The sequence below is a fragment of the Sphingomonas pollutisoli genome, from assembly GCF_029167165.1.
Taxonomy (GTDB): domain Bacteria; phylum Pseudomonadota; class Alphaproteobacteria; order Sphingomonadales; family Sphingomonadaceae; genus Sphingomonas; species Sphingomonas pollutisoli.
Genome location: NZ_JARFNJ010000003.1, coordinates 580,182 through 603,589, shown reverse-complemented (window position 1 = coordinate 603,589; position 23,408 = coordinate 580,182). Strand labels below are relative to the sequence as shown.

Below are 23,408 nucleotides of genomic sequence, written 5' to 3'. Positions count from 1 at the left end.
CACGTCCGCAGCGCCGGTGTCTCGACTTCGCTCGACACGAACGGGCTGGGAATGTCGGTCAGGCCGCCAGCGCGGCGTCGCTCACATAGGGGTTGCTGGCGCGTTCCTGCGCGAAGGTGCTCATCTGGTTGTGGCCGGGGATGAAGGCGGTGTCGCCGCCGAGCGGCCACAGCTTGGTGACGATCGCGTCGAGCAGATCCTGATGATTGCCCATCGGGAAATCGGTCCGGCCGATCGAGCCGGCGAACAGCACGTCGCCGACGATCGCCAGCTTCGAGGGCGCGTGGTGGAACACGACATGGCCCGGGGTGTGGCCGGGGCAGTGATAGACGTCGAGCGTCAGATTGCCGACGGTCACCGTATCGCCGTCGGCCAGCCAGCGGTCGGGCTCGAACGGGGTGCCGGGCACGCCATAATTGCGGCCGTCGTCGGCGAGCCGGGCGATCCAGAAGCGATCGGCCTCGTGCGGCCCCTCGATCGGCACGCCGAGTTCCCGCGCGAACGGGCCGGCGGAGCCGCAATGGTCGATATGGCCGTGCGTAAGGAGGATCTTCTCGACCGTGACACCGTGCTGCGCCGCCGCCGCGCGCAGCTTGGGCAGATCCCCGCCCGGATCGACGAAGGCGCCGCGCATCGTTTCGGTACACCAGAACAGCGTGCAATTCTGCTGGAGCGGCGTGACCGGGATGATCGTCGCGCGGAGGGGAGGATTGGCCATATCGCGCCGAGATAGAAACCATCGCCAGGGCGGACAAGAGCCGGGGCTTGCCCCTGGGGGCATAACCGCTGCATCTGTGCGCCGGAAATGCCGCCGCGTGACGCCCCTTTCGTCCTGCTTGACGATGCCAGCGAGGTTCGGGCCGGCGACGTCCGGGCCGGCGCCGGGCGCGCGCGGCTGTACCGTGATCCGGTGCGGATCGTGGCGGCATATGATGCCGCCGAGGTCCGGCCCGCGCTGGAGGCGGTGCGCGCGGGCCGGCGCGCCGGGCTGCACGCCGCCGGCTATCTCGCCTATGAGGCGGCGGCGGCGTTCGAGCCGATCGCAGGCGCCGCGCCGCGAACGGACGCGCCGCTGCTATGGTTCGGGCTGTTCGAGCGCTGGGACGAGGTGGCCGATGTGGCGGCGCTGCTGCCCGACCCGGCCGGGGCGTGGATCGGCCCACCCGAACCGGGGATCGCCTTTGCCGACTATGCGGCGCGCTTCGCCCGCGTGCGCGAGCTGATCGTCGCGGGCGACATCTACCAGGCCAATCTCACCTACCGCGCGCGCGTGCCGGTGCTGGGCGATCCGCGCGCGGCCTATGCGCAGTTGCGCGCGCGGGCGCGTGGCGGGTTCGGCGCGCTGGTTCACGACGGCGCGCGCTGGCTGCTGTCGCTGTCGCCCGAATCGTTCTTCGCGCTGTCGGGGCGCGAACTGCGCTGCCGCCCGATGAAGGGCACCGCGCCGCGCGGCGCGACGCGCGCGGAGGACGACGCGCTCGCCGCTACGCTCGCCGCCGATCCCAAGCAGCGCGCCGAGAATTTGATGATCGTCGATCTGATGCGCAACGATCTCGCCCGCGTCGCGGCGGCGGGGAGCGTCGCGGTGCCCGATCTGTTCGCGGTCGAGCGCTATCCGACGGTCCAGCAGATGGTCTCGACCGTCACCGCGCGGCTCGCCGAGGGGCGTGACGCGGTGGACGTGCTGGCGGCGCTGTTCCCGTGCGGTTCGATCACCGGCGCGCCCAAGCTGCGCGCGATGGAGGTGATCGGCGAGGTCGAGGACACGCGCCGCGACGTCTATACCGGCGCGATCGGGCGGATCGACGCGGACGGGGACGCCGCGTTCAACGTCGCGATCCGCACGCTGACGCTGCCCGACGGCGCGGACACCGCGAGCTTCGGGGTGGGCGGCGGGATCGTCGCCGATTCGCGCGCTAGCGACGAATGGGCCGAGACGCGGACCAAGAGCGCGTTCCTCGCCACGCCCGGCCCCGGCTTCGACCTGATCGAGACGATGCGGTTCGACCCGCTAACGGGGGTGGCGCGGCTCGAACGCCACCTCGCGCGGATGCGGGCGAGCGCCGCGGCGTTCGGCTTCGTGTTCGATCGCCACATCGCGCGCAACGAGCTTCAGGCGGCGACCTTCCGGCTGCGCGAGCCGCGCCGGCTGCGGCTGTTGCTGGCGCGAAGCGGCGCGATCGCGATCGAGGTGTCGCCGCTGCCCGCGCCGCCGGCGGGGCCGGTGCCGGTCGCGGTGGTGCCGCTGCCGGTCGATCCGGGCGACATCCGCCTGCGCCACAAGACCACCGATCGCGGCTTCTACGACGCGGCGCGCGTCGCGGCGGGCACGTTCGAGGTGCTGTTCGCCGACCCTTCCGGCGCGCTGACCGAGGGGAGCTTCACCGCGCTGTTCGTGGCGCGCGGCGGCGTGCTGGTGACGCCGCCGCTGGCGCGCGGGCTGCTGCCGGGGGTGCTGCGCGCGGCACTGATCGCGGAGGGCAAGGCGATCGAGGGCGATCTGACCGCCGCCGATCTCGCGGGCGGCTTCTTCATCGGCAACGCGCTGCGCGGGCTGATTCCGGCGGTCGTGACGGTTGCGAAGCCTGCGAAGGCCAGTCTATAGCCGCGCCGCTTTCCCTATAGAGGCGTCTTTCTCATGCACCCATCCGCCGCGCTCGCCCGCATCAAGCCCTCGCCCACGCTCGCGATCACCTCGCGCGTGCAGGAACTGAAGCGCGCCGGCGTCGACGTGATCGGCCTGGGCGCCGGCGAACCCGATTTCGACACGCCCGATTTCATCAAGGAAGCGGGCATCAAGGCGATTCGCGACGGGCAGACCAAATATACCAACGTCGATGGCACGCCCGAGCTGAAGGACGCGATCGCGCAGAAATATCTGCGCGACAACGGCCTCGCCTATACGCGCGACCAGATCAGCGTGAATTCGGGCGGCAAGCACACCCTGTTCAACGCGATGGTGGCGACGCTCGACGCCGGCGACGAGGTGGTGATCCCCGCACCGTATTGGGTGAGCTACCCCGATGTCGTGCTGTTCGCGGGCGGTACGCCGGTGTTCGTCGCGGCGGGCGCCGACCAGCAGTACAAGATCACCCCCGAGCAGCTCGACGCGGCGATCACGCCGAAGACCAAGTGGGTGATCCTCAACTCGCCGTCCAACCCCACCGGCGCCGCCTATAGCGAGGCCGAGCTGAAGGCGCTGGGCGCGGTGCTGGAGGCGCATCCGCACGTGTGGATCTTCGCCGACGACATGTACGAGCATATCCTGTTCGACGATTTCAAGTTCACCACGATCGCGCAGGTCTGCCCGTCGCTGTACGAGCGCACGCTGACCGCCAACGGCTGTTCGAAGGCCTATGCGATGACCGGATGGCGGATCGGCTTCGCCGGCGGCGCGCCGTGGCTGATCAAGGCGATGGCGAAGCTGCAGTCGCAATCGACCAGCAACCCGTGTTCGATCGCGCAGGCGGCATCGGTCGCGGCGCTGACCGGCGACCAGGGGTTCCTCAAGGACAATGCCGCGCTGTTCCAGCGCCGGCGCGATCTCGTCGTGGGGATGCTCAACCAGGCCGAGGGCATGACCTGCCCCAAGCCCGAGGGCGCCTTCTACGTATATCCCGAATTCTCCGCGCTGATCGGCAAGACCACGCCGGGCGGCAAGCGGATCGAGACCGACGAGGACTTCGTCGGCTATCTGCTCGACGATGCCAAGGTGGCGGCGGTGCAGGGCGCGGCGTTCGGCCTCTCGCCGGCGATGCGGATCAGCTATGCGACCAGCGACGAACTGCTGACCAAGGCGTGCGAGCGGATCCAGGAGGCGTGCGCGGCGCTGCGCTAGGCACCGCCGGCCGGCGCCCCCGAGCGGGTCTAAGCCCGAACGGGGGCGCGGGCGGCGTCCTGCTTCGGGCGTGATCGACGCAAAAACCGGGGATCGGTCAAGACCCCCTTGCCCTTGGCCGGTGCGATGCCATATTTTCGTCTCGCCATGATCGACGCACCCACACCCACGACGATGGCCGAGCATACGGACGGCGATGACGACGGCACCGGGCTTGGTGTCGCGACCCGCACGCGTGCCCGCACCAAGCAGCCGACGCCGTACCGCGTGCTGCTGCTCAACGACGATTACACGCCGATGGAGTTCGTCGTGCTCGTGCTTCAGCGCTTCTTCCGCATGGACATGGAGGCGGCGACGCGGGTGATGCTCCACGTCCACCAGAAGGGCGTCGGCGTGTGCGGCATCTTCAGCTATGAGGTCGCCGAGACCAAGGTCGCGCAGGTGACCGAATTCGCCCGGCAGAACCAGCATCCGCTGCAATGCATGCTGGAAAAGGCGTGACCCGCCGCCGCTGAGCCTCACCCGGCGCGGTTTGGCCCGGCATCGCGGCGTGGCCGTTATCCCCGCGAGGCGGGCAGCCAGCCGAGTTCCAGACCCGCGTAGCGATCGATGAAATTGGCCGAACGCGCCAGCGCGCGTTCGTCGAGGAAGCGCACCCGGCCCGCCTCGCGCGCGATCAGCCGCTCCTCCTCCAACTGGCGCAGCATGCGGTTGACGTGGACGGCGGTGAGGCCGGTCGCGTCGCCGACCTCCTCCTGCGTCAGCCCGAGCGCGAAACTGTCGCCGACGCTCTTGTCGAGCATCCGCGCGCGGTTGCGCATCTCGATCAGCACCGCCGCCACGCGCGCCTTGGCCGAGGTGCGGCCGAGCGCGGCGAGCCGGTCGGTCAGCGCGACCCGCTCGATCTGGTTATAGACCAGGATCAGCGCGGCGAGACGCGGATGCTCGACCAGCAAGGCGCTGAACGCGGCGCGTTCGAACGGCGCGACGGTGCAATCGGACAGGGCGGTGATCGTCTCGGGCGCGTCGTCGTAGATCAGGTTCGAGACGGCGAGCAGATCGCCCGAGGAATGGATGCGCAGGATCTGCCGGCTGCCGTCGTCGAGCAACACCGAGCTCATCATCCGGCCGGACCGCAACACGAACACTTCGCCGACGCGATCATTCTCGCGCTGCAGCGTGACACCGCGGCGAAGACGCCGTTCCCGTTCCTCCAGACGCTCAAGCGCTCGGTATTCCACATCCGTCAGCGCGACCATGTCGTTGAGACGGTCGGCGAAGCAACTGCCAGGCACTCGTAACATTCCCCCACTGGTCCGCGATCCAAAGCAGTCCTGTAAAATCAGTGCATTAAAGTCGATCAAGGGTGTCTCGAAGCCGACACATTCCACTTTGCGCGCGCCGCTCCGGCTTGCGCGGAAGGCGCGAGGCGATAATAGCCGGCGGATGGATCGCATCATCATTCGCGGCGGCAAACGCCTGTCGGGCCGCCTCCCCATCTCCGGTGCCAAGAACGCCGCGCTGACCCTGATGCCGTGCGCGCTGCTGACTGAGGAGCCGCTGACGCTGCGCAACCTGCCGCGGCTCGCCGATGTCGACAGTTTCGGCCACCTGCTCAACCAGCTCGGCGCCTCGACCCAGATCGAGGGCGCACGGCCCGAGGATTTCGGGCGGGTGATGACGATCCGCGCGGGCAAGCTGACCTCGACCGAGGCGCCGTACGACATCGTGCGCAAGATGCGCGCCTCGATCCTCGTGCTCGGCCCGCTGGTCGGCCGCGCGGGCGAGGCGACGGTGTCGCTGCCGGGCGGCTGCGCGATCGGCAACCGGCCGATCGACCTGCATCTGAAGGCGCTGGAGGCGCTCGGCGCCGAGATCGAGCTGGCGGCGGGCTATGTGAAGGCGACCGCGCCGGGCGGGCGGCTGGCGGGCGGCGATTACGTCTTTCCGATCGTCTCGGTCGGCGCGACCGAGAATGCGGTGATGGCGGCGGTGACGGCGCGGGGTGTCTCGCGGATCGGCAATGCCGCGCGCGAGCCCGAGATCGTCGACCTGTGCAACTGCCTGGTCGCGATGGGCGCGAAGATCACCGGGATCGGCACCGAGACGCTGGAGATCACCGGGGTCGAACGGCTGCACGGCGCGACCTATGCGGTGATGCCCGACCGGATCGAGGCGGGCAGCTATGCGTGCGCGGCGGCGATCACCGGGGGCACGCTCGATCTGGTCGGGGTGGTGCCGGAGGACATGCGCGCGACGATCGCCGCGCTGGTCTCGGCGGGGGTGACGGTGGAGGAGCGCGGCACTGTGCTCCACGTCTCCGCGCCCGAGCGGCTGCGGCCGCTGACGCTCTCGACCGCGCCCTTCCCCGGCTTCGCGACCGACATGCAGGCGCAGTTCATGGCGATGCTGACGCTTGCCGACGGCGCGAGCGTGCTGACCGAGACGATCTTCGAGAATCGCTATATGCACGTGCCCGAGCTGGCGCGGATGGGCGCGGACATCCACGTCTCGGGCCGCACCGCGGTGGTGCGCGGCGTGAACAAGCTCGTCGGTGCGCCGGTGATGGCGACCGACCTGCGCGCGTCGATGAGCCTGATCCTCGCGGGACTCGCGGCGGAGGGCGAGACGCAGGTGGCGCGCGTCTATCATCTCGACCGCGGCTACGAGCGGCTCGAGGAGAAATTGAGCGCGGTCGGCGCGGACATCGAGCGCGCCGGCGACGGGTGACGGCCTGTGTGAAATCCTCCCCCGCCAGGGGGAGGTGGCACGCGTAGCGTGACGGAGGGGGCGGGCGGCGAAACGGTCGCGCGCGAATCGCGCCCTCCCCCTCCGTCGCCTTTGGCGACACCTCCCCCTGGCGGGGGAGGATTGCGATTACAGCCCACACACGAAAAGGGGCCGCCCTCGCGGGCGGCCCCTTTCCTATTCCCGAACGCCGGCGATCAGGCGGCGATCTTGGCCTTTTCGGCGGCGAGCGCGACGCGGTTCGACAGCGGCTGGGCGACTTCGCCGGCCAGCTTGAGCAGCGCTTCGGTGTGCTTCGACGATTCGGCGACGAGCGAGTCGAACGACTGGCGGAAATAGTCGCTCTGGAGCTTGAACAGCTCGGTCGGCGACTTCACCGACGCGAAGCTCTTCATCATCGCGGTCGCGCCTTCGAACTGCTTGCGCGTGTATTCGGCGGCTTCCTGACCGAACGATTCGAAGCCCTTGGCCGCGATCTTGCTCGATTCGACGACGGCTTCGATGTTGCCCTTGCCGAACGCGTTCATGTCCTCGAACAGCTTGGTGCTCTTCTCGAAAGCGGCCTTGGCGCGCTCATTGGCGTCGCCGAAATAGGTCTGGGTCTTGGCGGTGGCGTCCTGGATCGTGGCTTCCATGGTCTTTTCCTTGTGCGAGATCGCCGCGGAAGACGGTTCCGGGGCTGGGGGCGGGGTAGAAACGAGAGGCTCCGGCGCGGTGACGGGCTGGGGAGCGGGTTCGGGCGCCGCGGCGACGGGCTCCGGCGCCGGCTTGGCGGCGACCGAGGGAAGCGTGACGGGCGGCACCACCACTTCCGGGATCACCGGCGCGGCGAGCGTCGGCGCCGGCTCGGCGGCCTGAGCGGCAACGGGTTCGGGCAGCATCGGCACCGGCGGCTTCGCCTTGGGTGCGGGCTTCGATGCTACCGGCTTGGGCGGTTTCGGCGCGGCGGCCGGGGTCGGCGAAGCGGCTGCGGCGGGAGGCACCGGCACGGCCGGCTTGTTCGGCCCCTTGCCGCGCGTCGCGGGCTTGGGATTGTCACCGGCCATATGATCGTCTCCTGCCGTATTGCTGTCACGCAATATATCGAAGTCGATCCACGACCGCAAGAAGTTTGTTGCAGTGCAACATGGCTGTCATGCTGCAATGTTGGAGCCATAATGGAGACAATAAAGCGGGGCTTCATCTTTCCCGAACGTAGCGCCCGGGCGCGTCGTCGAGCGCCTTCGCGGTTCCGCCGCCCGGTTTGCGCGCGCCGGTCGCGCGCACCGTCGCCGAATCTATCGCGCGCAGCCACGCCGCCCAATCGGGCCACCAACTCCCCGGAGTCTCGCGCGCTGCGGCGAGGAAATCGTCGAGCGTGCCCTTTGGTTCCGCGTCGCTCCAATATTGGTATTTGTTCGCCTCCGGGTGGTTGACCACGCCGGCGATATGCCCCGACCCGGCCAGCACGAAGCGCACCGGCCCCTTGAGGTGCTCGGTCAGTTTCCACACGCTTTCGGCCGGGGCGATATGATCCTCGCGGCCCGCCTGCACATACGCGGGGGTCTCGATCCGCCCGAGGTCGATCGGCGTGCCGTCGACGCTCAGCGCGCCGGGCGTGGCGAGCAGATTGTCGCGGTACAGATCGCTCAGATAGCTGAGATGCCATTTCGCCGGCAGGTTGGTGATGTCGCTGTTCCAGTGGAGCAGGTCGAACGGCGCGTAATCATTGCCGAGCAGATAGTTGTTGGTGACATAATTCCAGATCAGATCGCGCCCGCGCAGCAGGTTGAAGGTCGCCGCCATGTAGCGCCCGTCGAGATAGCCGTCGGGGCTCAGTTCCTTGAACATCGCGAGTTGGGCATCATCGACGAAATGGAGCAATTCGCCGGCATCCGCGAAATCGACCTGCGCGGTGAAGAAGGTCGCGCTCGCCACGATATCGGCGCGCCCGCGCGCCGCGAGCAGCGCGAGCGTGGCGGCGAGCGTGGTCCCCGCCACGCAATAGCCGATCGCGTGGACGCGATCGACCTTGAGCGCGGCGCGGGTCGCCTCGATCGCGTCGATCTGCGCGGCGACGTAATCGTCCCACACGACATGCTTGAGGCTCGCGTCGGCGGATTTCCACGACACCATCAGCACGGTGATGCCCTGATCGACCGCCCAGCGCACGAAGCTCTTCTCGGGCGTGAGATCGAGAATGTAGAAGCGGTTGATCCACGGCGGGAAGATCACGATCGGCGTCTTGAGCACGTTGGGCGTGGTCGGCGCGTATTGGATCAGTTCGTACAGCGGGGTGCGATGGATCACCTTGCCGGGGGTGACGGCGAGGTTGCGGCCAAGCTCGAACGCGCCCGGCGCCACCTGCGTCATCTGCCCCTTGGAGATGTCGGCGAGCATGTTCTGCAAGCCCTTGACGAGATTCTCGCCACGCGTCTCGATCGTCTTTTCGAGCACCTGCGGGTTGGTGGCGGGGAAGTTGCTCGGGCTCATCGCGTCGATGAAGGCGCGCGTGGCGAAGCGGAGCTGCTCCTTCTGCTTGCCCTCGACCCCCTCGATCGACTCGACCGCGCGGAGCAGATGGTCCGAGAGCAGGAAGTAGCTCTGGCGAATCCAGTCGAACACCGGATTCTCGTGCCAGCGCGGATCGCGGAAGCGACGGTCGGCGGTCTGTTCGGGGCGCTGCGCCGGGCCTTGCGCGGCGGGATCGAGCAGGTGCTGCCACAGCGCGATGCTGTCGCGCCAGAAATCCTTGGCGCGCGCCACCGTCGCCGGATCGGTGACGCCGGGGATCGGCGGCACCGCGCCGGCGTCGGCCGGCTGCATCGCGGCGAGCCCATGTTCGAGCGCGAGTTGCTGGAGGCGGCCGAGGATCAGCGTCCAGTGCTGCATCTCCTCCAGGCTGGGCAAGCCGAAACCCGCGCCCGTTGGAGCCGCGCCGGGCCGTTGCTTGGTATCGGTCTCGCTCACGCGCGTTCTCCTTCGCCCCTGGCGGGTTTTGCTTTCGTCGATGGCCGTTCGAGTTCTATAAGCGTACCGTCGCGCCTTTGCGACCTTGGGAAGATCCAGTGTCCGACGAATTCTACCGCATGAAGCGCCTGCCGCCCTATATCATCGCCGAAGTGAACGCGATGCGGGCCGAAGCGCGCGCGGGCGGCGAGGACATCATCGACCTGGGCATGGGCAATCCCGATCTGCCGCCGCCGCCGCATGTCATCGAGAAGCTGTGTGAAGTGGCGAGCAAGCCGGGCGCGCACGGCTATTCGCAGTCGAAGGGCATTCCGGGGCTGCGCCGCGCGCAGGCGAATTATTACGGCCGCCGCTTCGGCGTCGATGTCGATCCCGAGACCGAGGTGGTGGTGACGATGGGATCGAAGGAGGGGCTCGCCAGCCTCGCCACCGCGATCACCGCGCCGGGCGACGTCGTGCTCGCGCCCAATCCCTCCTATCCGATCCATACCTTCGGGTTCATCATCGCCGGCGCGACGATCCGCGCGGTGCCGACCACGCCCGACGAACACTATTTCGAGAGCCTCGATCGCGCGATCGCCTTCACGGTGCCGCGCCCGTCGATCCTCGTCGTCAACTATCCGTCGAACCCGACCGCCGAGACGGTCGATCTCGCCTTCTACGAGCGGCTTGTCGCGTGGGCGAAGGAGAACCAGGTCTGGATCATCTCGGACCTCGCCTATTCGGAACTCTATTACGACGGCAAGCCGACCGTCTCGATCCTCCAGGTGAAGGGCGCCAAGGATGTCGCGATCGAGTTCACCTCGCTCAGCAAGACCTATTCGATGGCGGGCTGGCGGATCGGCTTCGCGGTGGGCAACGCCAAGCTGATCGCGGCGATGACGCGGGTGAAATCCTATCTCGATTACGGTGCGTTCACGCCGATCCAGGCGGCGGCGTGCGCGGCGCTCAATGGCCCGCAGGATATCGTCGAGGCCAATCGCGTGCTCTACCACAAGCGCCGCGACGTGCTGGTCGAGAGCTTCGCCCGCGCCGGCTGGGACATACCCGCGCCGCCCGCGAGCATGTTCGCCTGGGCGCCGTTGCCGCCCGCGCTCAAGCATCTCGGCAGCCTCGAATTCTCCAAGCAGTTGCTCACCCACGCCAAGGTCGCGGTCGCGCCGGGGGTCGGCTATGGCGAGAATGGCGAAGGGTTCGTGCGGATCGCGATGGTCGAGAACGAACAGCGGCTGCGCCAGGCCGCGCGCAACGTGAAGCGCTATCTGCAGAGCATGGGCGTCAACACGCCGGCGCGCACCGGCTGAGCCGATCGGCCTTGCCAGCCCGCCGCCCGGAACGATCATCGGCAGACCCGGCACGCTGCGCGCCCATAGGCGTGCGATTGGCAATCGCGCGTTAAGCCTCGTGCGATATGAAGCACTTATGAGCTTTCGGGATCGATCGGGCGGCTTCGCGGCCACTATCGTCTGGACGTTCATCCTCTATGCGGTGCTGACCGCGGCGGCGGCGCTGCTGACGCGCTTCAACCACGGCATCGCGCTGATCTGGCTCGCCAACGGGCCGCTGCTCGCGACCTTGTGCCGCACCCCGCCGCGCCGCTGGCTGCCGATCGCGATCGCGGCCTGGCTGGGCATGGTGTGCGCCGTCTTCACCGCGATCGGCATCCGCCTGGTCGCGATGCCGGTCGCGCTGGTCGATGTCGGCGAGGCGGTGGTCGCGGCGGCGCTGCTGCGGCACTGGCGCGTCTCCGACACGCTGTTCCGCTCGGTGAGGACGATCCCGGCCTTTGTCGCCGCCTGCGCCGTCGCGACCTTGCTGAGCGGCCTGCCCGGCGCCGTGCTGGCGGCGGAGACGCTGCATCTCGCCGTGCTGCAGGTTTGGTCGGATTGGATCATCGGGCACGGATGCGGGCTGCTGCTCGGCACCCCGCTCGCGCTGGTGGTGCGGCGCGACGAGGGCGCGTGGGCCGAGCTGGCCCGGCCCGGGCGCGGCGGCGCGGCGGCGGGCGCCGCGCTTCTGGTCGCGGCGACGACGTTCGGCGCGTTCTGGCAGAGTACGCTGCCGCTGCTGTTCCTGCCCTTTCTCCCGGTGATGATCGCGGCGGTCGCCTTCGAGCGGGTCGGCGCGGCGGTGAGCGTGGTGATCGTCGCGACGATCGGCGGCCTGCTGACGATCGCCGGACACGGCCCGGTGATGCTGATGCACGGCGATGCCGCGCTGCGGCTGCAGGTCTTCCATTTCTATCTGGTCGTGATGTTCCTGACCGCGCTGCCGATCGCGGCGCTGCTGGTGCAGCGCGAGACGCTGGTGCGCGCGCTCGCCGAGAACGAGGCGCGCTACCGGCTGCTCGCCGACAATGCGACCGACATCATGCTGACGTTCGACCCCGACGGGACTGTACGCTTCGTCTCGCCCGCGGTGCGCGAGATCGCGCTGTACGAGCCCGAGGCGCTGCTCGGCACCAGCATAACCGACCTGATCTACCCCGAGGACCGCGCGCGCGTGCGGGCGATCTACGCGGCCGGCCTCGCCACGCCCGAGCGCAGCCACGCCTTCGAGTTCCGCGCGATCAAGGCCGACGGGACGGTGAGCTGGTTCGAGGGCAACAGCCGCATCGTGGTCGACGCGAATGGCGCGCCCGACGCGATCGTCTGCATCCTGCGCGACCTCGAGGGGCGCAAGCAGCGCGAGGCGGAGCTGGAACGCGCCGCCGCGAGCGATCCGCTGACCGGGCTGCTCAACCGCACCGCCTTCCGCCGGCGGGTCGATGAGCGGCTGCGCGGCGACGATCCGCCCGGCGCGCTGGCTTTGGTCGATCTCGATTATTTCAAGCTGGTCAACGACGTCCACGGCCACGCCACCGGCGACACCGCGCTGCTCGTGCTGGCCGATCTGCTGCGCACCAACCTGCGCGCGGAGGACGCGGTCGGGCGGATCGGCGGCGAGGAATTCGCGATCCTGTTCGCCGGGCGCGACACGGCGGCGGCGGTGGCGATCTGCGACCGCTTGCGCGACCTGCTCGCGCGGACGCTGATCCCGGCGCCGCACGACTGTTTCTCGATCACGATGAGCGCGGGGGTGATGCCGCTGCGCCGCGACCTGAGCGTGGACGCGCTGTTCTCGCGCGCGGACGAGGCGCTGTACCGGGCGAAAGCGCTCGGACGGAACCGCACCGAACGCGCGGTGGGCGCGGGCTGACCGCCCTGCACGGTTTCTCCACGGGCCGCGGACCACCGCTCGACACGCGCGCGGCATGGCGTGGTTGACCGCCACCGCCCGGACCCCGATCATGCGCGCCATGACCCGCCACATCCTCGTCGTCGACGATGATCCGCATATCCGCGACCTGCTGAGCTTCGCGCTCGGCAAGGCGGGGATGACCGCCGAGGAAGCCCCCGACGGCGAGGCGGCGCTGGCGGCGATCGCGCGGCGGCCGCCCGACCTGATCGTGCTCGACATCAACATGCCGCGGCTGGACGGGCTGGAGCTGTGCAGGCGGCTGCGCGCGGGGCCGGCCGATCAGGCCGCGCTGCCGATCCTGTTCCTGTCCTCGCGCGACGACGAGATCGACCGGATCGTCGGCATCGAGATCGGCGGGGACGATTATGTCGTGAAGCCCTTCTCCCCGCGCGAGGTGGTCGCGCGGGTCGGCGCGATCCTCAAGCGCGGCGGCGCGTCCGTATCCGTGCCGGTGCCGACCCCGGCGCGGATCGCGCACGGGCGGCTGTCGCTCGACCCCGAGGGATGGGAGGCGCGGTGGGACGACGTGCCCGTCGCCCTGACCGCGACCGAGTTCGAACTGCTCGCGCTGCTCGCCGCGATGCCGGGGCGCGTGTTCAGCCGCGACCGGATCATCGACCGGCTGCACGGCCCCGGCTTCGCGATCACCGACCGGACGATCGACAGCCATGTCCGCAACGTCCGCGCCAAATTCCCCGCCGGTGTGGACCTGATCGAGACGCGCGCCGGGATCGGCTACCGGATCGGCGGCTGTACGTGATCGGCTCCGCTTCATGATCGCCCCCTCTTTATGATCGGATGGGCCAAGGCGCTCGCCAAGCGCCACTGGCCGAAGCTGCGCATCCGCACGATCCTGTTCGGCACGTTGCTGTTCGTGGCGGCGCTGCCCGGCGTCGCCGCGCTGTTCCTGCGCGTGTACGAGAACACGATCGTCCAGCAGACCGAGGCCGAGCTGATCGCGCAGGGCGCGGTGCTCGGCGCGGCGTACAAGGCGGCGTGGGCGGCGGGGCTGACCGATCCCGCGCCGCGCCGGCTCGCCCCCGAGCCGCCGCGGATCGATTTGCGGACGATGCCGATCCTGCCGCCGCAGCGCGCGCCGCGCGGCCGCTTCGCCCCCGATCCGCGCGCCGCGCGGGCGGCGCGCGCGATCCTGCCGATCGCGAGCGACGCGGCGGCGGTGACGCTGACCGCGACGCGGCTGCTCGACGCGCGCGGCGTGGTCGTGCTCGGGCGCGGCGACGTGGGCCTGCGCTATACCGCGCTGCCCGAGGTGCGCACGGCGCTCGCCGGCCGCGCCGCGACCGTGCTGCGCGCGCGGGGGCAGGCGCGCTGGCTGGCGGTGCTGAGCCGCGCCTATGCGATCCGCGTGCATCATGCGCGGCCGGTGCTGTTCGGCGGGCGCGTGATCGGCGTGGTGCTGTCGTCGCGCAGCCCGCGCGGGCTGTTCGTCGGCATCCGTCAGGACGCGGCGGCGATCCTGACCGGCATCGCCTTGATTCTCGCGACCTTGCTGGTGCTGGTCGGGCTGCTGTCGCGCGGGATCGCGCGGCCGATCGACCAGCTCGCGCGCGCCAGCGAAGGCGTGGCGCTCGGGCATGTCGAGATGCCCGACACCCCCGTCACCGCCGCGATCGAGATCGCGCAACTCTACGACGCGTTCCGTGGCATGGCGGCGCGGATCGAGCGGCGCTCGCGCTATCTGCGCGATTTCGCGGCGGCGGTGAGCCACGAGTTCAAGACGCCGATCGCGGGGATACGCGGTGCGCTCGAACTGCTCGACGAGCATGGCGGCACGATGGCGCCGGACGAGCGCGCGCGCTTCCTCGCCAACGCCGCCGCCGATGCCGAGCGGTTGCAGCGGCTCGTACAGCGGCTGCTCGATCTCGCCCGCGCCGACATGGTGACGATCGACGCCGGCGCGAGCGCTGATGTCGTCGCGGCGGCGCGGCGCGTGGCGGACTCATGTCGCGCGGATGGCTTCGCGGTGACGCTCGCGGGCGTCGGCGCCGCGGCGGCGCGAATCACGCCCGAGGTGATCGAGACCGTACTCGAGACATTGCTGGAGAACAGCCGTCAGGCCGGCGCGCGCGCGGTGACGATCGGCATCATCGCGGGCGACACCGTCCGGATCACCGTCACGGACGACGGCCCCGGCATTGCGCCCGCCGACCATGAGCGGATTTTCGAGCCGTTCTTCACCGGACGGCGCGAGGCGGGCGGCACCGGACTGGGCCTCGCGATCGCGCGCTCGCTGCTGGCGGCGAGCGGGGGAACGATCGCGGCGGTGGCGGTGGAGCGAGGCGCGTGTTTCGAGGCCGTGCTGATGCGGTGATGTGGCCCGGCTTGAGCGACCGCCCTCGTTTCGTCACCCGTTCGCACTGAGCTTGTCGAAGTGCGTACCAAGAGCATCGCGCTTTTGGGCACGTGCTTCGACAGGCTCAGCACGAACGGGTGGGTTTGGAGCGCAATGTCCTTAACCTCCGCTCGTTCGTGCCGAGCGCAGTCGAGGCACTGCGCTCGGGACGAACGGTGTGTGACCTCAAGCCGCCGTCCAGCCGCCGTCGACCGAGAGGTTGGCGCCGGTGATCGACTTGGCCTCGTCGCGGCACAGGTACAGCGCGAGCGCGGCGACCTGTTCGACGGTGACGAATTCCTTGGTCGGCTGCGCGTCGAGCAGGACGTCGTTCATCACCTGTTCGCGCGTCATGCCGCGCGCCGCCATCGTGTCAGGGATCTGCTTCTCGACGAGAGGGGTCCAGACATAGCCCGGCGAGATCGCATTGACGGTGATGCCGAACGTCGCGGTTTCGAGCGCGACCGTCTTGGTGAGGCCGGCGAGGCCGTGCTTGGCGGTCACATAGGCCGATTTGGCGGGGCTGGCGACGAGCGAGTGCGCCGACGCGGTCGAGATGATCCGGCCCCATTTCGCCGCCTTCATCAGCGGCACCGCCGCGCGCATCATGTGGAAGGCGGAGGATAGGTTGATCGCGAGGATCGCATCCCATTTCTCGACCGGAAAATCCTCGATCGGCGCGACGTACTGGATGCCGGCGTTGTTGACGATGATGTCCGGCCCGCCCAGTTCGGCGTGGCAGCGCTGGACCATGCCGGCGATCTCGTCGGGCTTGGTCATGTCGGCGGCGTCGTAGAGCGCCTTCGCGCCGCTCGTCGCTTCGAGCGCGGCGCGTTCCTTTTCGATGTCGGCGGCATCGCCGAAGCCGTTGATGACCACGCTCGCGCCCTCGCTCGCGAACGCCTTGGCATAGGCGAGGCCGATACCCGAGGTGGAACCGGTGACGATCGCGGATCTGCCCTTGAGGAACATGCGGTTTTCTCCGTTTTGGGTGAGGATCAGGTCAGGGATGGGCGCGGTCGAGCGTCAGGTCGAACGCCGCGCTCTTGCCGGTCTCGATATTCTCGGCGACGAGACGGGCGTTGGCCATGGTCTCGTGGACGGCTTCGAGCCCGGCGCGCCAATGTTCGTCCATCGTGCGCGCCGAGAATTCGTAATCGCGCGATCCGCCCTCCCACGCGTTGGCGCGGTAGATGAGCTGGACGAGATTGACCGCATCCTCGTGCGAGCGCGCGGCGAGCGCGAGCACGTCGGGATCGTCCGCGAGCGCCGCGGGCAGCTTGGCGAGCACCTTGCGCGCGAGTTCGCGGTCCTTGCGGATGCGCAGCAGCACGTCGGAGACCTGCCGGGTGCGGCTGGAGAAGCGAATCTCCTTCTCGCGCGCCATCACGTCCATGATCGTGCGCGGGCGCTCGGCGCTGGAGGAGAACAGATCGACCTGGAAGGCGAGCAGATCGGAGGTCTGGTTGTCGAGCACGTGGCTGAGCGGCGTGTTCGAGACGAGCCCGCCGTCCCACCACAAGCGCCCGTCGATCTCGACCGGGGGAAGCCCCGGCGGCAGCGCGCCCGAGGCCATGATGTGGCGCGCGTCGATCCGGTCGGTCGTCGTGTCGAAATAGCGGAAGTTGCCGCTTTCGAGATCGACCGCGCCGACCGAGAGCCGCACCGGGCCGGTGTTGAGCAGATCCCAGTCGATCATCGAATCGAGCGTTTCGAGCAAGGCCCGCGTATCGTAGAAGCTGAGCGCCTCGGGCGTTCCCGGCGCCGCGAAGATCGGTGAGATCGCGCGCGGCGTGAAGAAACCGGGCACGCCCCGCGCCAGCACGAAATTGGCCGACCATTCGTGCAGCGCCTCGCGGACATGGTCGTTGGGGAAGATCGGGAAGCTCGGCAGCGCGCTGGTCAGCAGGTTCCAGAAATCGTGGAGCGCCTCCACCCGCCTTTCCGGCGGGTTGCCCGCGACCAGTGCCGCGTTGACCGCGCCGATCGAAATGCCCGCGACCCAGTCGATCGCGATCCCGCTCGCCGCCAGCCCCTCGATCACCCCGGCCTGATAGCTGCCGAGCGCGCCGCCGCCCTGAAGCACCAGGGCGACGGTATCGGGCAGCGGGATCGCCTTGGCATGGCGTTTGGGGCGTTTGTGGGGTTCGCTGTCGGCCATGCGCAGAGACATGGGCCGGGGCGGCGCGGCGATCAACGACAGTTTGATGAAAAGGCCGTCATCGGCGCCTATCCGATCAGCGGCACCATATCGATCGCGCGGTCGCGGCGGCGCAGCTCGACGGTGACGCGCGGATCATCGCCCTTGGCGGCGGTGCCGATCACCGCCCCTTGCGCGACGCGCGCGCCCGGCGCGACCGATGCCGCGTCGAGCCCGGACACCAGCGTCGTCCAGCCGCCGCCGTGATCGAGGATGACGATCGTCCCGTAGCTGCGGAAGCGCCCGGCATAGGCGACCTTGCCCGCCGCAGGCGCGACCACGGGCGCGGCGGGCGCGGTCGCGATCGTCAGCCCGCGGGCGCGCACGCCCGCGTCCGAAAGCTCGCCCAGCCCCGTGACCACCCGGCCCGCGACCGGCAACCGGTATGGCGCCGAACCGGCGGGCCAGACCGGCGGCCCGAGCGACGCGACGACCTCGCCGGGGCGCGGCGGGCGCGGCAGCGGGCCGGGCAAGGCGGCGAGGCCGGCGCGGGTCGCGGTCTCGTCGCCTTGTCTGCTCATCAGATCGACGATGTCGCGCGCGCGCTCGCCAAGCGCGATCGCGCGATCCGATTCGAACAGCGCGTCGCGGCCGAGCGCCCGCGATTTGAGGCGGTGTTCGGCCTCCAGCCGGGTGAGCGCGAGCCGCTGGGTTTCCAAACGGGTGCGGCTCTCGGCGAGCGCGGCGGCGGCGAGCGCCGCATTGGCCTGCAACGCGCGGGTGCGATCGAGATCGGTGCGGAGCGCGGCGGTGCGCGCGCGGACCACCGGCATCGCGCTCGCCAGCACCGCGCGGACGTGGACGAGATCATCGACCGAGCCGGGCTGGACGAGGCTTATCATCGCCGGCCGCCGCGCAAGCGACTGGAGCGCCGCGATCAGCCGCGCGATCGGCCCCTGCCGGGCGGCGAGCCGCGCGCGCTGATCGGCGAGCAGGCGCGCGGTGATCGCGCCGCGCGCCTGACCCGCCGCGATATCGGCCTCGGCCTGCTGGATGCGCGCCGCCATCGCGGCTTCTTGCGCACGCGCCTGCGCGGCCTGATCCTGCTCGCGCGCCGCCGCCGCTTCGAGCGCCGCCGAACGCGCGGCGGCGGCGGCGGATTGCGCCTTGGCGGCCTCGAGCCGGCGGAGCTGATCGGCGGGGACGACCTGCGCGGTAGCGGCAGCCACGGCCGCGACCGCGACCGCCGCGCCACCGGCCGCGAGGGTCCAGCGCGCGCGCATCATCCCTCGCGGTGATAGGGGTGGTTGGCGAGGATGCTGGTCGCGCGCCACAATTGCTCGGCGAGCATCGCGCGCGCGAGCAGGTGCGGCCAGGTCGCGCGGCCGAACGACAGCAGCAAGTCCGCCTGCTTGCGCTGCGCGTCGTCGAAGCCGTCGGCGGCGCCGATCAGGAAGCGCGTCTCGCGCACGCCGCCGTCCCGCCACGTCTCCAGCCGGCCAGCGAAATCGCGCGAGCCGAGCATGTCGCCGGTCTCGTCGAGCATGACGATGCGCGTCGCCGGATCGAGCGCCGGCATCTTGCCGCCGGTATCGGGGAGTTCGGTGATCCGCGTCGGCCAGCCGATCCGCTTCATGTAGCGGTCGACCAGCTCGCTCTCAGGCCCGCGCCCGATCCGCCCGCGCGCGACGATGTGGAGGAGCATTCGGTCAGCCTCTTGTCGAAGCGGTTTCTACAAGACCGCTCCGTTGCACGGGCAGGCGGCGAATTTAAGAGTGTACGCGACGGCAATCCCGCCGTCGCTGAAGGGAACGCATATGACACTAGCAGATCTGTGCGCCATCATCATGGCGTTATGCGCCTTCGCAGCCTTGATCCTCAAGGTCGTGGAGGTGTCGCGCTCACGATAGCGCACCGGGCGGGGGCGCGTTACAGCGCGTCCCCAAACGATTGAACCCCGGCCGTTACAGCGACCGGGGTTCGAACCGAAAGGGCAAGCCCTGACACTAGCGCGACCGACATAGCCGAGCCTCGCCGAAAGTCAAGATTTCAGGCGCCCGCCGCCGCCCCGCCGGACACCGCCGGCGGAGTCGGCGCGTCGCCGAACGCCCACATGCGTTCGAGGTTGTAGAAGCTGCGCACTTCGGGGCGGAACAGATGGACGATCACGTCGCCGGCGTCGATCAGCACCCAATCGGCGGTGGGCAACCCTTCGATCCGCGCGACGCGGCCGAGTTCGGCCTTGATCTTCTCGACCAGCTTCTGCGCCATCGACGCGACCTGCCGCGTCGAGCGGCCGCTCGCGATCACCATGTGGTCGGCGATCGTCGATTTGCCGGCGAGCGGGATCGAGATCGTATCGACCGCCTGATCGTCATCGAGCGAGGCGAGGACGAGCTTGTGCAGCGCCTCGACCTCATCGGGTTCGGACGCGCGATAGGATGGGGAAGCTGAAGCCAAGATGGTTCCTAAGAAACGTGGGAGGTCGGGTCAGGCCCGGATGATTCGGCAAAACGAAGCTGCCAGGCGGGATCGGCTGCACGCAGCCGGGTCGCCGAGGTCGGGTCGAGACGGAAGCGCAACAGCACGAGTGCCGGCAATCTCCACTTCGTCCAGCGTTTCGCCTGGCGTGCGGGCCGGATGGAGCGCCGCAGCCAACCCATCGCGGGGGCCGCGTGAGCGTGCCTGTCATAGCCCGGTCTGGCGATAACTGCAATCGGAACCTCACGCGCGATCCGCCGCCACCCGCGCCACTGGTGAAACTGGGCGAGATTGTCCGATCCCATCAGCCAGACGAAGTGCTTCTTGGGATAGAGCCGGACGAGCTTGGCGATCGTGTCGACGGTGTAGCGCGTGCCGAGCCGCACCTCGAGCGCACTCACCCGGATCGGCGCATGCCGCGCCGCCACGCGCGCGGAGGCGAGCCGCACCGCGAGCGGCGCCATGTCGCCGCTCGCCTCCTTGAGCGGGTTGCCCGGCGAGACCAGCCACCACACTTCGTCGAGATCGAGCGCGTCGAGCGCGGCGAGGCTGATCGCGCGGTGGCCGTGATGCGCCGGGTTGAACGAGCCGCCGAGAATGCCGATCCGGGTTGCCGCCATGCGTCCGCTCAGGCGCCCCGAGCCGGCTGGTTGAGGACAGTGTCGCGGTAGCCGCGCTGCAATTCGAGCATCCAGCCGGGATATTCGCCGGGCAGCCGGCTGACCGCGTCGAGCGTGGCGAGATCCTCCGCCGACAGCACGATCTCGGCGGCGGCGAGATTGTCGTCGAGCTGCTCCTTGCGCTTGGCGCCGACGATGACGCTCGTCACCACCGGCTGATGGAGCAGCCAGGCGAGCGCGATCCGCGCCACCGATACGCCGTGCGCCTGTGCGATCGGCGCCATCGCGTCGAGCACGGCATTGCCGCGCGCTTCGTCCACGGGCGGGAACTGGCGCGTCGCGCGGCGTCCTTCGGCGCCGGCATCTCGGTACTTCCCCGACAGATAGCCGCCGGCGAGCGGGCTCCACACCATCAGCCCCAGCCCTTCGGATTCGAGCATCGGCACGATCTCGCGCTCGATGTCGCGCCCGGCGATCGTGTAATAGGATTGCAAGCTCTGCGGCCGCGCGAGGTTGAGGCGCTCGGTGATGCCGACCGCCTTGGCGACCTGCCAAGCCGCCCAGTTCGATACGCCGACATAGCGGACATGGCCGTGCTGAACGAGGATGTCGAGCGCGCGCAGCGTCTCCTCGATCGGCGTCGCGGGATCGAAGCCGTGGATCTGGTACAGATCGATATGATCGGTGCCGAGCCGTTTCAGGCTGGCCTTGCACTGATCGAGGATATGGACGCGCGACGCGCCCCGGCCGTTGATCCCCTCGCCCATCGGCCCGAGCACCTTGGTGGCGAGCACGACATCCTCGCGCTTCAGCCCGAGGTTCTTGATCGCCTGGCCGGTGATCTGTTCGGACAGGCCCTGCGAATAGACGTTGGCGGTGTCGATGAAGTTGACGCCCGCATCGACCGCCGCCTTGAGCAGCGCGTCCGCCTCGTCCTGCTGGACCTGCCCCATATAGGCGAAGAAGCCCTCGCCGCCGAAGGTCATCGTGCCGAGGCACAGTTCGGACACGAACAGGCCGGTGCGGCCGAGTGGGTTGTAGCGCATGATTGATATCGTCCCGATGGTCAGCCCCGGCCCTGCGGCGACATATGTCCATCACGCCGCGATGCGGCAATGGCGGCGGAGAGATTTCGCGCGGCTAGAGTTCAGCCTCGACCTGCCCGAGCCAGTCCTCGCGCCCATGACGGATGCGAACGATTTCGACGCCTGCGTCGCGCAGGCGGTAGATGACGATATAGTCCGTGCCACGCACACCCATCACGCGAAATGGCTCGCTGAGGGCGCGCCCAAGGCGAGGATAATCGAGGAGTCGGTCTGCCACCCGGTCGATCGCGCGGAAGACGTTCGATGCGGGCACGTCGTGTTCAAGGAAATACGCGTCGATCGCATCGAGATCATCCAACGCGGCCGGCGACCAGATCAAACGCGGCATCGCGTCTCATGCTTAGCGATCAACGCATCCAGCTTTGCCTTCACCTCTTCGTGCGGAATGCCTTCGCCGCGATCGAGCTGATCGATACCTTCCTGAACGAAGGCTAGGAACTCGGCCTCGCGCCGCGCCGCCTCGACCACCGCACGCGCGATGAACTTGGACCGACTTTGCCCGCGCGCGGCCGTGACGCGATCGATCAGATCGATCGTGTCCGGATCGAGTCGGGTCGTGACGACCGCTGTCTTGCTCATACTTCGGATGTATACAATCGAAGCACCATCATCAAGGCCGCGTCTGGCCGGTACCGCGCCCGATCCATTTGTACGTCGTCAGCCCCTCCAGCGCGACCGGCCCCCGTGCGTGCAGCCGGCCCGTGGCGATTCCGATTTCGGCGCCGAGGCCGAATTCGCCGCCGTCAGCGAACTGGGTCGAGGCGTTCCACAGCACGATCGCGCTGTCGACGGCGGCGAGGAAGCGTTCCGCCACCGCCGCATCCTCCGCCACGATCGCGTCGGTATGGTGCGAGCTGTGTGCCGCGATATGCGCGAGCGCACCGTCGAGGCCATCGACGAACTTCGCCGAAGCGATCGCTTCGAGATATTCGGTATCCCAATCGGCGTCGCTCGCCGGCACCAGCCCGGGGATGAGTTCGTGCAGGCTCGGATCGGCGCGCACCTCGCACCCCGTTGCGGCGAGCGCCGCGACCAGCGCCTCGGCGTGGGGATAGGCGCGGTCGATCAGCAGCGTCTCCATCGCGCCGCAGACGCCGGTGCGGCGCATCTTGGCGTTGACGACGATGCTTTCGGCCATCGCCTGATCGGCCGAGGCGTGGACGAAAATGTGGTTGATGCCATCGAGATGCGCGAGCACCGGCACGCGCGCCTCGGCCTGGACGCGCGCGACGAGGCTCTTGCCGCCGCGCGGCACGATCATGTCGATCAGCCCCTCCGCCGTCAGCATCGCGCCGACCACCGCGCGATCGGTGACGGGAACAAGCTGCGCCGCATCCGCCGGCAACCCGCTTTCGGCCAGCCCTTTCGCGAAGATCGCATGGATCGCGCGGTTGCTCTCGATCGCTTCGGAGCCGCCGCGCAGGATGACCGCATTCCCCGAGGCGATGCACAGCGCCGCCGCATCGGCGGTGACGTTGGGGCGGCTTTCGTAGATGATGCCGATCACCCCGATCGGCACGCGCACCCGCGACAGCACGAGGCCGTTGGGCCGCTCGGCGGTGTCGATCACCCCGCCGACCGGATCGGCGAGCGCGGCGACCGCCGCGACGCCATCGGCCATGCCGGCGATCCGCTTGGCATCGAGCCGCAGCCGGTCGAGCATCGCGTTCGACAGCCCCGCCTCGGTCGCGCGCGCCATGTCGGTGGCGTTGGCGGCTTCGATCTCCACGCTCGCCGCGCGCAGCAGATCGGCGATGTGGCGCAGCGCCGCCTGTTTCGCCGGCGTGGGCGCGGCGGCCAGCGTGACGGCGGCGGCACGGGCGCGGGCGCCGAGATCGGCGACCAGCCCCTTCGAAATCGCGTGATGCTCGGTCATGGCACCATCGCTATCACGACCGCCCACCGCTGCCAAAGCCGTTTCGCCCGCGTGGCG

Annotated in this window: 22 protein-coding genes; 8 read left to right on the top strand and 14 right to left on the bottom strand. The window is 69.3% G+C overall.

Annotated elements, in window-relative coordinates; all coding sequences use genetic code 11:
* Nucleotides 1-58 precede the first annotated feature (58 nt).
* Complete coding sequence (locus PX554_RS09170) at nt 59-718, bottom strand: MBL fold metallo-hydrolase (protein WP_275500898.1); 660 nt, start codon at nt 716-718, stop codon at nt 59-61.
* An 87-nt stretch (nt 719-805) separates the two neighbouring features.
* Between PX554_RS09170 and pabB the strand changes: the two genes are divergently transcribed.
* The 3 genes from pabB (at nt 806) to clpS (ending at nt 4,339) form a co-directional block, all read left to right on the top strand.
* Nucleotides 806-2,605, top strand: coding sequence for an aminodeoxychorismate synthase component I (gene pabB / locus PX554_RS09165; RefSeq protein ID WP_275500896.1), 1,800 nt, complete (start codon nt 806-808; stop codon nt 2,603-2,605).
* Between the two features lie 33 nt (nt 2,606-2,638).
* Nucleotides 2,639-3,838, top strand: a complete 1,200-nt coding sequence (locus PX554_RS09160) for a pyridoxal phosphate-dependent aminotransferase (RefSeq protein ID WP_093226098.1) — start codon at nt 2,639-2,641, stop codon at nt 3,836-3,838.
* Nucleotides 3,839-4,012: 174 nt separating this feature from the next.
* Nucleotides 4,013-4,339: an ATP-dependent Clp protease adapter ClpS gene (gene clpS, locus PX554_RS09155; protein WP_069207113.1), complete on the top strand. Its 327-nt coding sequence runs from the start codon at nt 4,013-4,015 to the stop codon at nt 4,337-4,339.
* 56 nt (nt 4,340-4,395) lie between these two features.
* Here the strand turns inward: clpS and PX554_RS09150 are convergent, their stop codons facing one another.
* The gene (locus PX554_RS09150; protein ID WP_420833441.1) at nt 4,396-5,097 is read right to left on the bottom strand and encodes a Crp/Fnr family transcriptional regulator; all 702 of its coding nucleotides are present in this window, start codon (nt 5,095-5,097) and stop codon (nt 4,396-4,398) included.
* Between the two features lie 187 nt (nt 5,098-5,284).
* Between PX554_RS09150 and murA the strand changes: the two genes are divergently transcribed.
* The gene (murA, locus tag PX554_RS09145) at nt 5,285-6,568 is read left to right on the top strand and encodes a UDP-N-acetylglucosamine 1-carboxyvinyltransferase (protein WP_093226095.1); all 1,284 of its coding nucleotides are present in this window, start codon (nt 5,285-5,287) and stop codon (nt 6,566-6,568) included.
* Nucleotides 6,569-6,783: 215 nt separating this feature from the next.
* Here murA and PX554_RS09140 read toward each other — a convergent pair whose 3' ends face one another.
* Both PX554_RS09140 and PX554_RS09135 read right to left on the bottom strand, forming a co-directional pair.
* The gene (locus PX554_RS09140; RefSeq protein WP_275500890.1) at nt 6,784-7,632 is read right to left on the bottom strand and encodes a phasin family protein; all 849 of its coding nucleotides are present in this window, start codon (nt 7,630-7,632) and stop codon (nt 6,784-6,786) included.
* A gap of 133 nt (nt 7,633-7,765) precedes the next feature.
* Nucleotides 7,766-9,457: a PHA/PHB synthase family protein gene (locus tag PX554_RS09135; RefSeq protein ID WP_275501014.1), complete on the bottom strand. Its 1,692-nt coding sequence runs from the start codon at nt 9,455-9,457 to the stop codon at nt 7,766-7,768.
* 176 nt (nt 9,458-9,633) lie between these two features.
* Between PX554_RS09135 and PX554_RS09130 the strand changes: the two genes are divergently transcribed.
* From PX554_RS09130 to PX554_RS09115, 4 genes are all read left to right on the top strand, one after another.
* Nucleotides 9,634-10,839: an LL-diaminopimelate aminotransferase gene (locus tag PX554_RS09130; protein WP_093226092.1), complete on the top strand. Its 1,206-nt coding sequence runs from the start codon at nt 9,634-9,636 to the stop codon at nt 10,837-10,839.
* 118 nt (nt 10,840-10,957) lie between these two features.
* The gene (locus PX554_RS09125) at nt 10,958-12,733 is read left to right on the top strand and encodes a sensor domain-containing diguanylate cyclase (RefSeq protein WP_275500888.1); all 1,776 of its coding nucleotides are present in this window, start codon (nt 10,958-10,960) and stop codon (nt 12,731-12,733) included.
* Between the two features lie 55 nt (nt 12,734-12,788).
* Entirely contained in the window at nt 12,789-13,535 is a 747-nt protein-coding gene (locus PX554_RS09120) for a response regulator transcription factor (protein ID WP_275500887.1), read from the top strand.
* A gap of 30 nt (nt 13,536-13,565) precedes the next feature.
* On the top strand, nt 13,566-15,107 hold the full coding sequence (locus tag PX554_RS09115; RefSeq protein ID WP_275500885.1) for a sensor histidine kinase: 1,542 nt from the start codon (nt 13,566-13,568) through the stop codon (nt 15,105-15,107).
* A 207-nt stretch (nt 15,108-15,314) separates the two neighbouring features.
* On the opposite strand, the gene PX554_RS09110 is transcribed toward PX554_RS09115, so the two are convergent.
* The 10 genes from PX554_RS09110 to PX554_RS09065 form a co-directional block, all read right to left on the bottom strand.
* Complete coding sequence (locus PX554_RS09110) at nt 15,315-16,100, bottom strand: 3-hydroxybutyrate dehydrogenase (protein ID WP_275500883.1); 786 nt, start codon at nt 16,098-16,100, stop codon at nt 15,315-15,317.
* A 31-nt stretch (nt 16,101-16,131) separates the two neighbouring features.
* Entirely contained in the window at nt 16,132-17,289 is a 1,158-nt protein-coding gene (locus PX554_RS09105) for a patatin-like phospholipase family protein (protein WP_093226085.1), read from the bottom strand.
* Between the two features lie 68 nt (nt 17,290-17,357).
* A complete protein-coding gene (locus PX554_RS09100) occupies nt 17,358-18,551 on the bottom strand; it encodes a murein hydrolase activator EnvC family protein (RefSeq protein ID WP_275500880.1) in 1,194 nt (397 codons plus the stop codon).
* Nucleotides 18,551-18,973, bottom strand: coding sequence for a 23S rRNA (pseudouridine(1915)-N(3))-methyltransferase RlmH (locus tag PX554_RS09095; protein ID WP_093226083.1), 423 nt, complete (start codon nt 18,971-18,973; stop codon nt 18,551-18,553). Before PX554_RS09095 ends, PX554_RS09100 begins: the two co-directional genes overlap by 1 nt.
* Nucleotides 18,974-19,317: 344 nt before the next feature.
* Nucleotides 19,318-19,728, bottom strand: coding sequence for a ribosome silencing factor (rsfS, locus tag PX554_RS09090; protein WP_275500876.1), 411 nt, complete (start codon nt 19,726-19,728; stop codon nt 19,318-19,320).
* Between the two features lie 8 nt (nt 19,729-19,736).
* Entirely contained in the window at nt 19,737-20,369 is a 633-nt protein-coding gene (locus PX554_RS09085) for a nicotinate-nucleotide adenylyltransferase (protein WP_093226080.1), read from the bottom strand.
* Nucleotides 20,370-20,377: 8 nt separating this feature from the next.
* Nucleotides 20,378-21,415: an aldo/keto reductase gene (locus PX554_RS09080; protein WP_275500871.1), complete on the bottom strand. Its 1,038-nt coding sequence runs from the start codon at nt 21,413-21,415 to the stop codon at nt 20,378-20,380.
* A 94-nt stretch (nt 21,416-21,509) separates the two neighbouring features.
* Nucleotides 21,510-21,803 (bottom strand): type II toxin-antitoxin system RelE/ParE family toxin, encoded by a 294-nt coding sequence (locus PX554_RS09075; protein ID WP_275500869.1) that lies wholly within the window; start codon nt 21,801-21,803, stop codon nt 21,510-21,512.
* Entirely contained in the window at nt 21,791-22,054 is a 264-nt protein-coding gene (locus PX554_RS09070) for a CopG family ribbon-helix-helix protein (protein ID WP_275500867.1), read from the bottom strand. The genes PX554_RS09075 and PX554_RS09070 overlap by 13 nt, the downstream gene beginning before the upstream one ends.
* Before the next feature lie 31 nt (nt 22,055-22,085).
* A complete protein-coding gene (locus tag PX554_RS09065) occupies nt 22,086-23,351 on the bottom strand; it encodes a glutamate-5-semialdehyde dehydrogenase (protein WP_275500865.1) in 1,266 nt (421 codons plus the stop codon).
* Nucleotides 23,352-23,408: the final 57 nt, after the last annotated feature.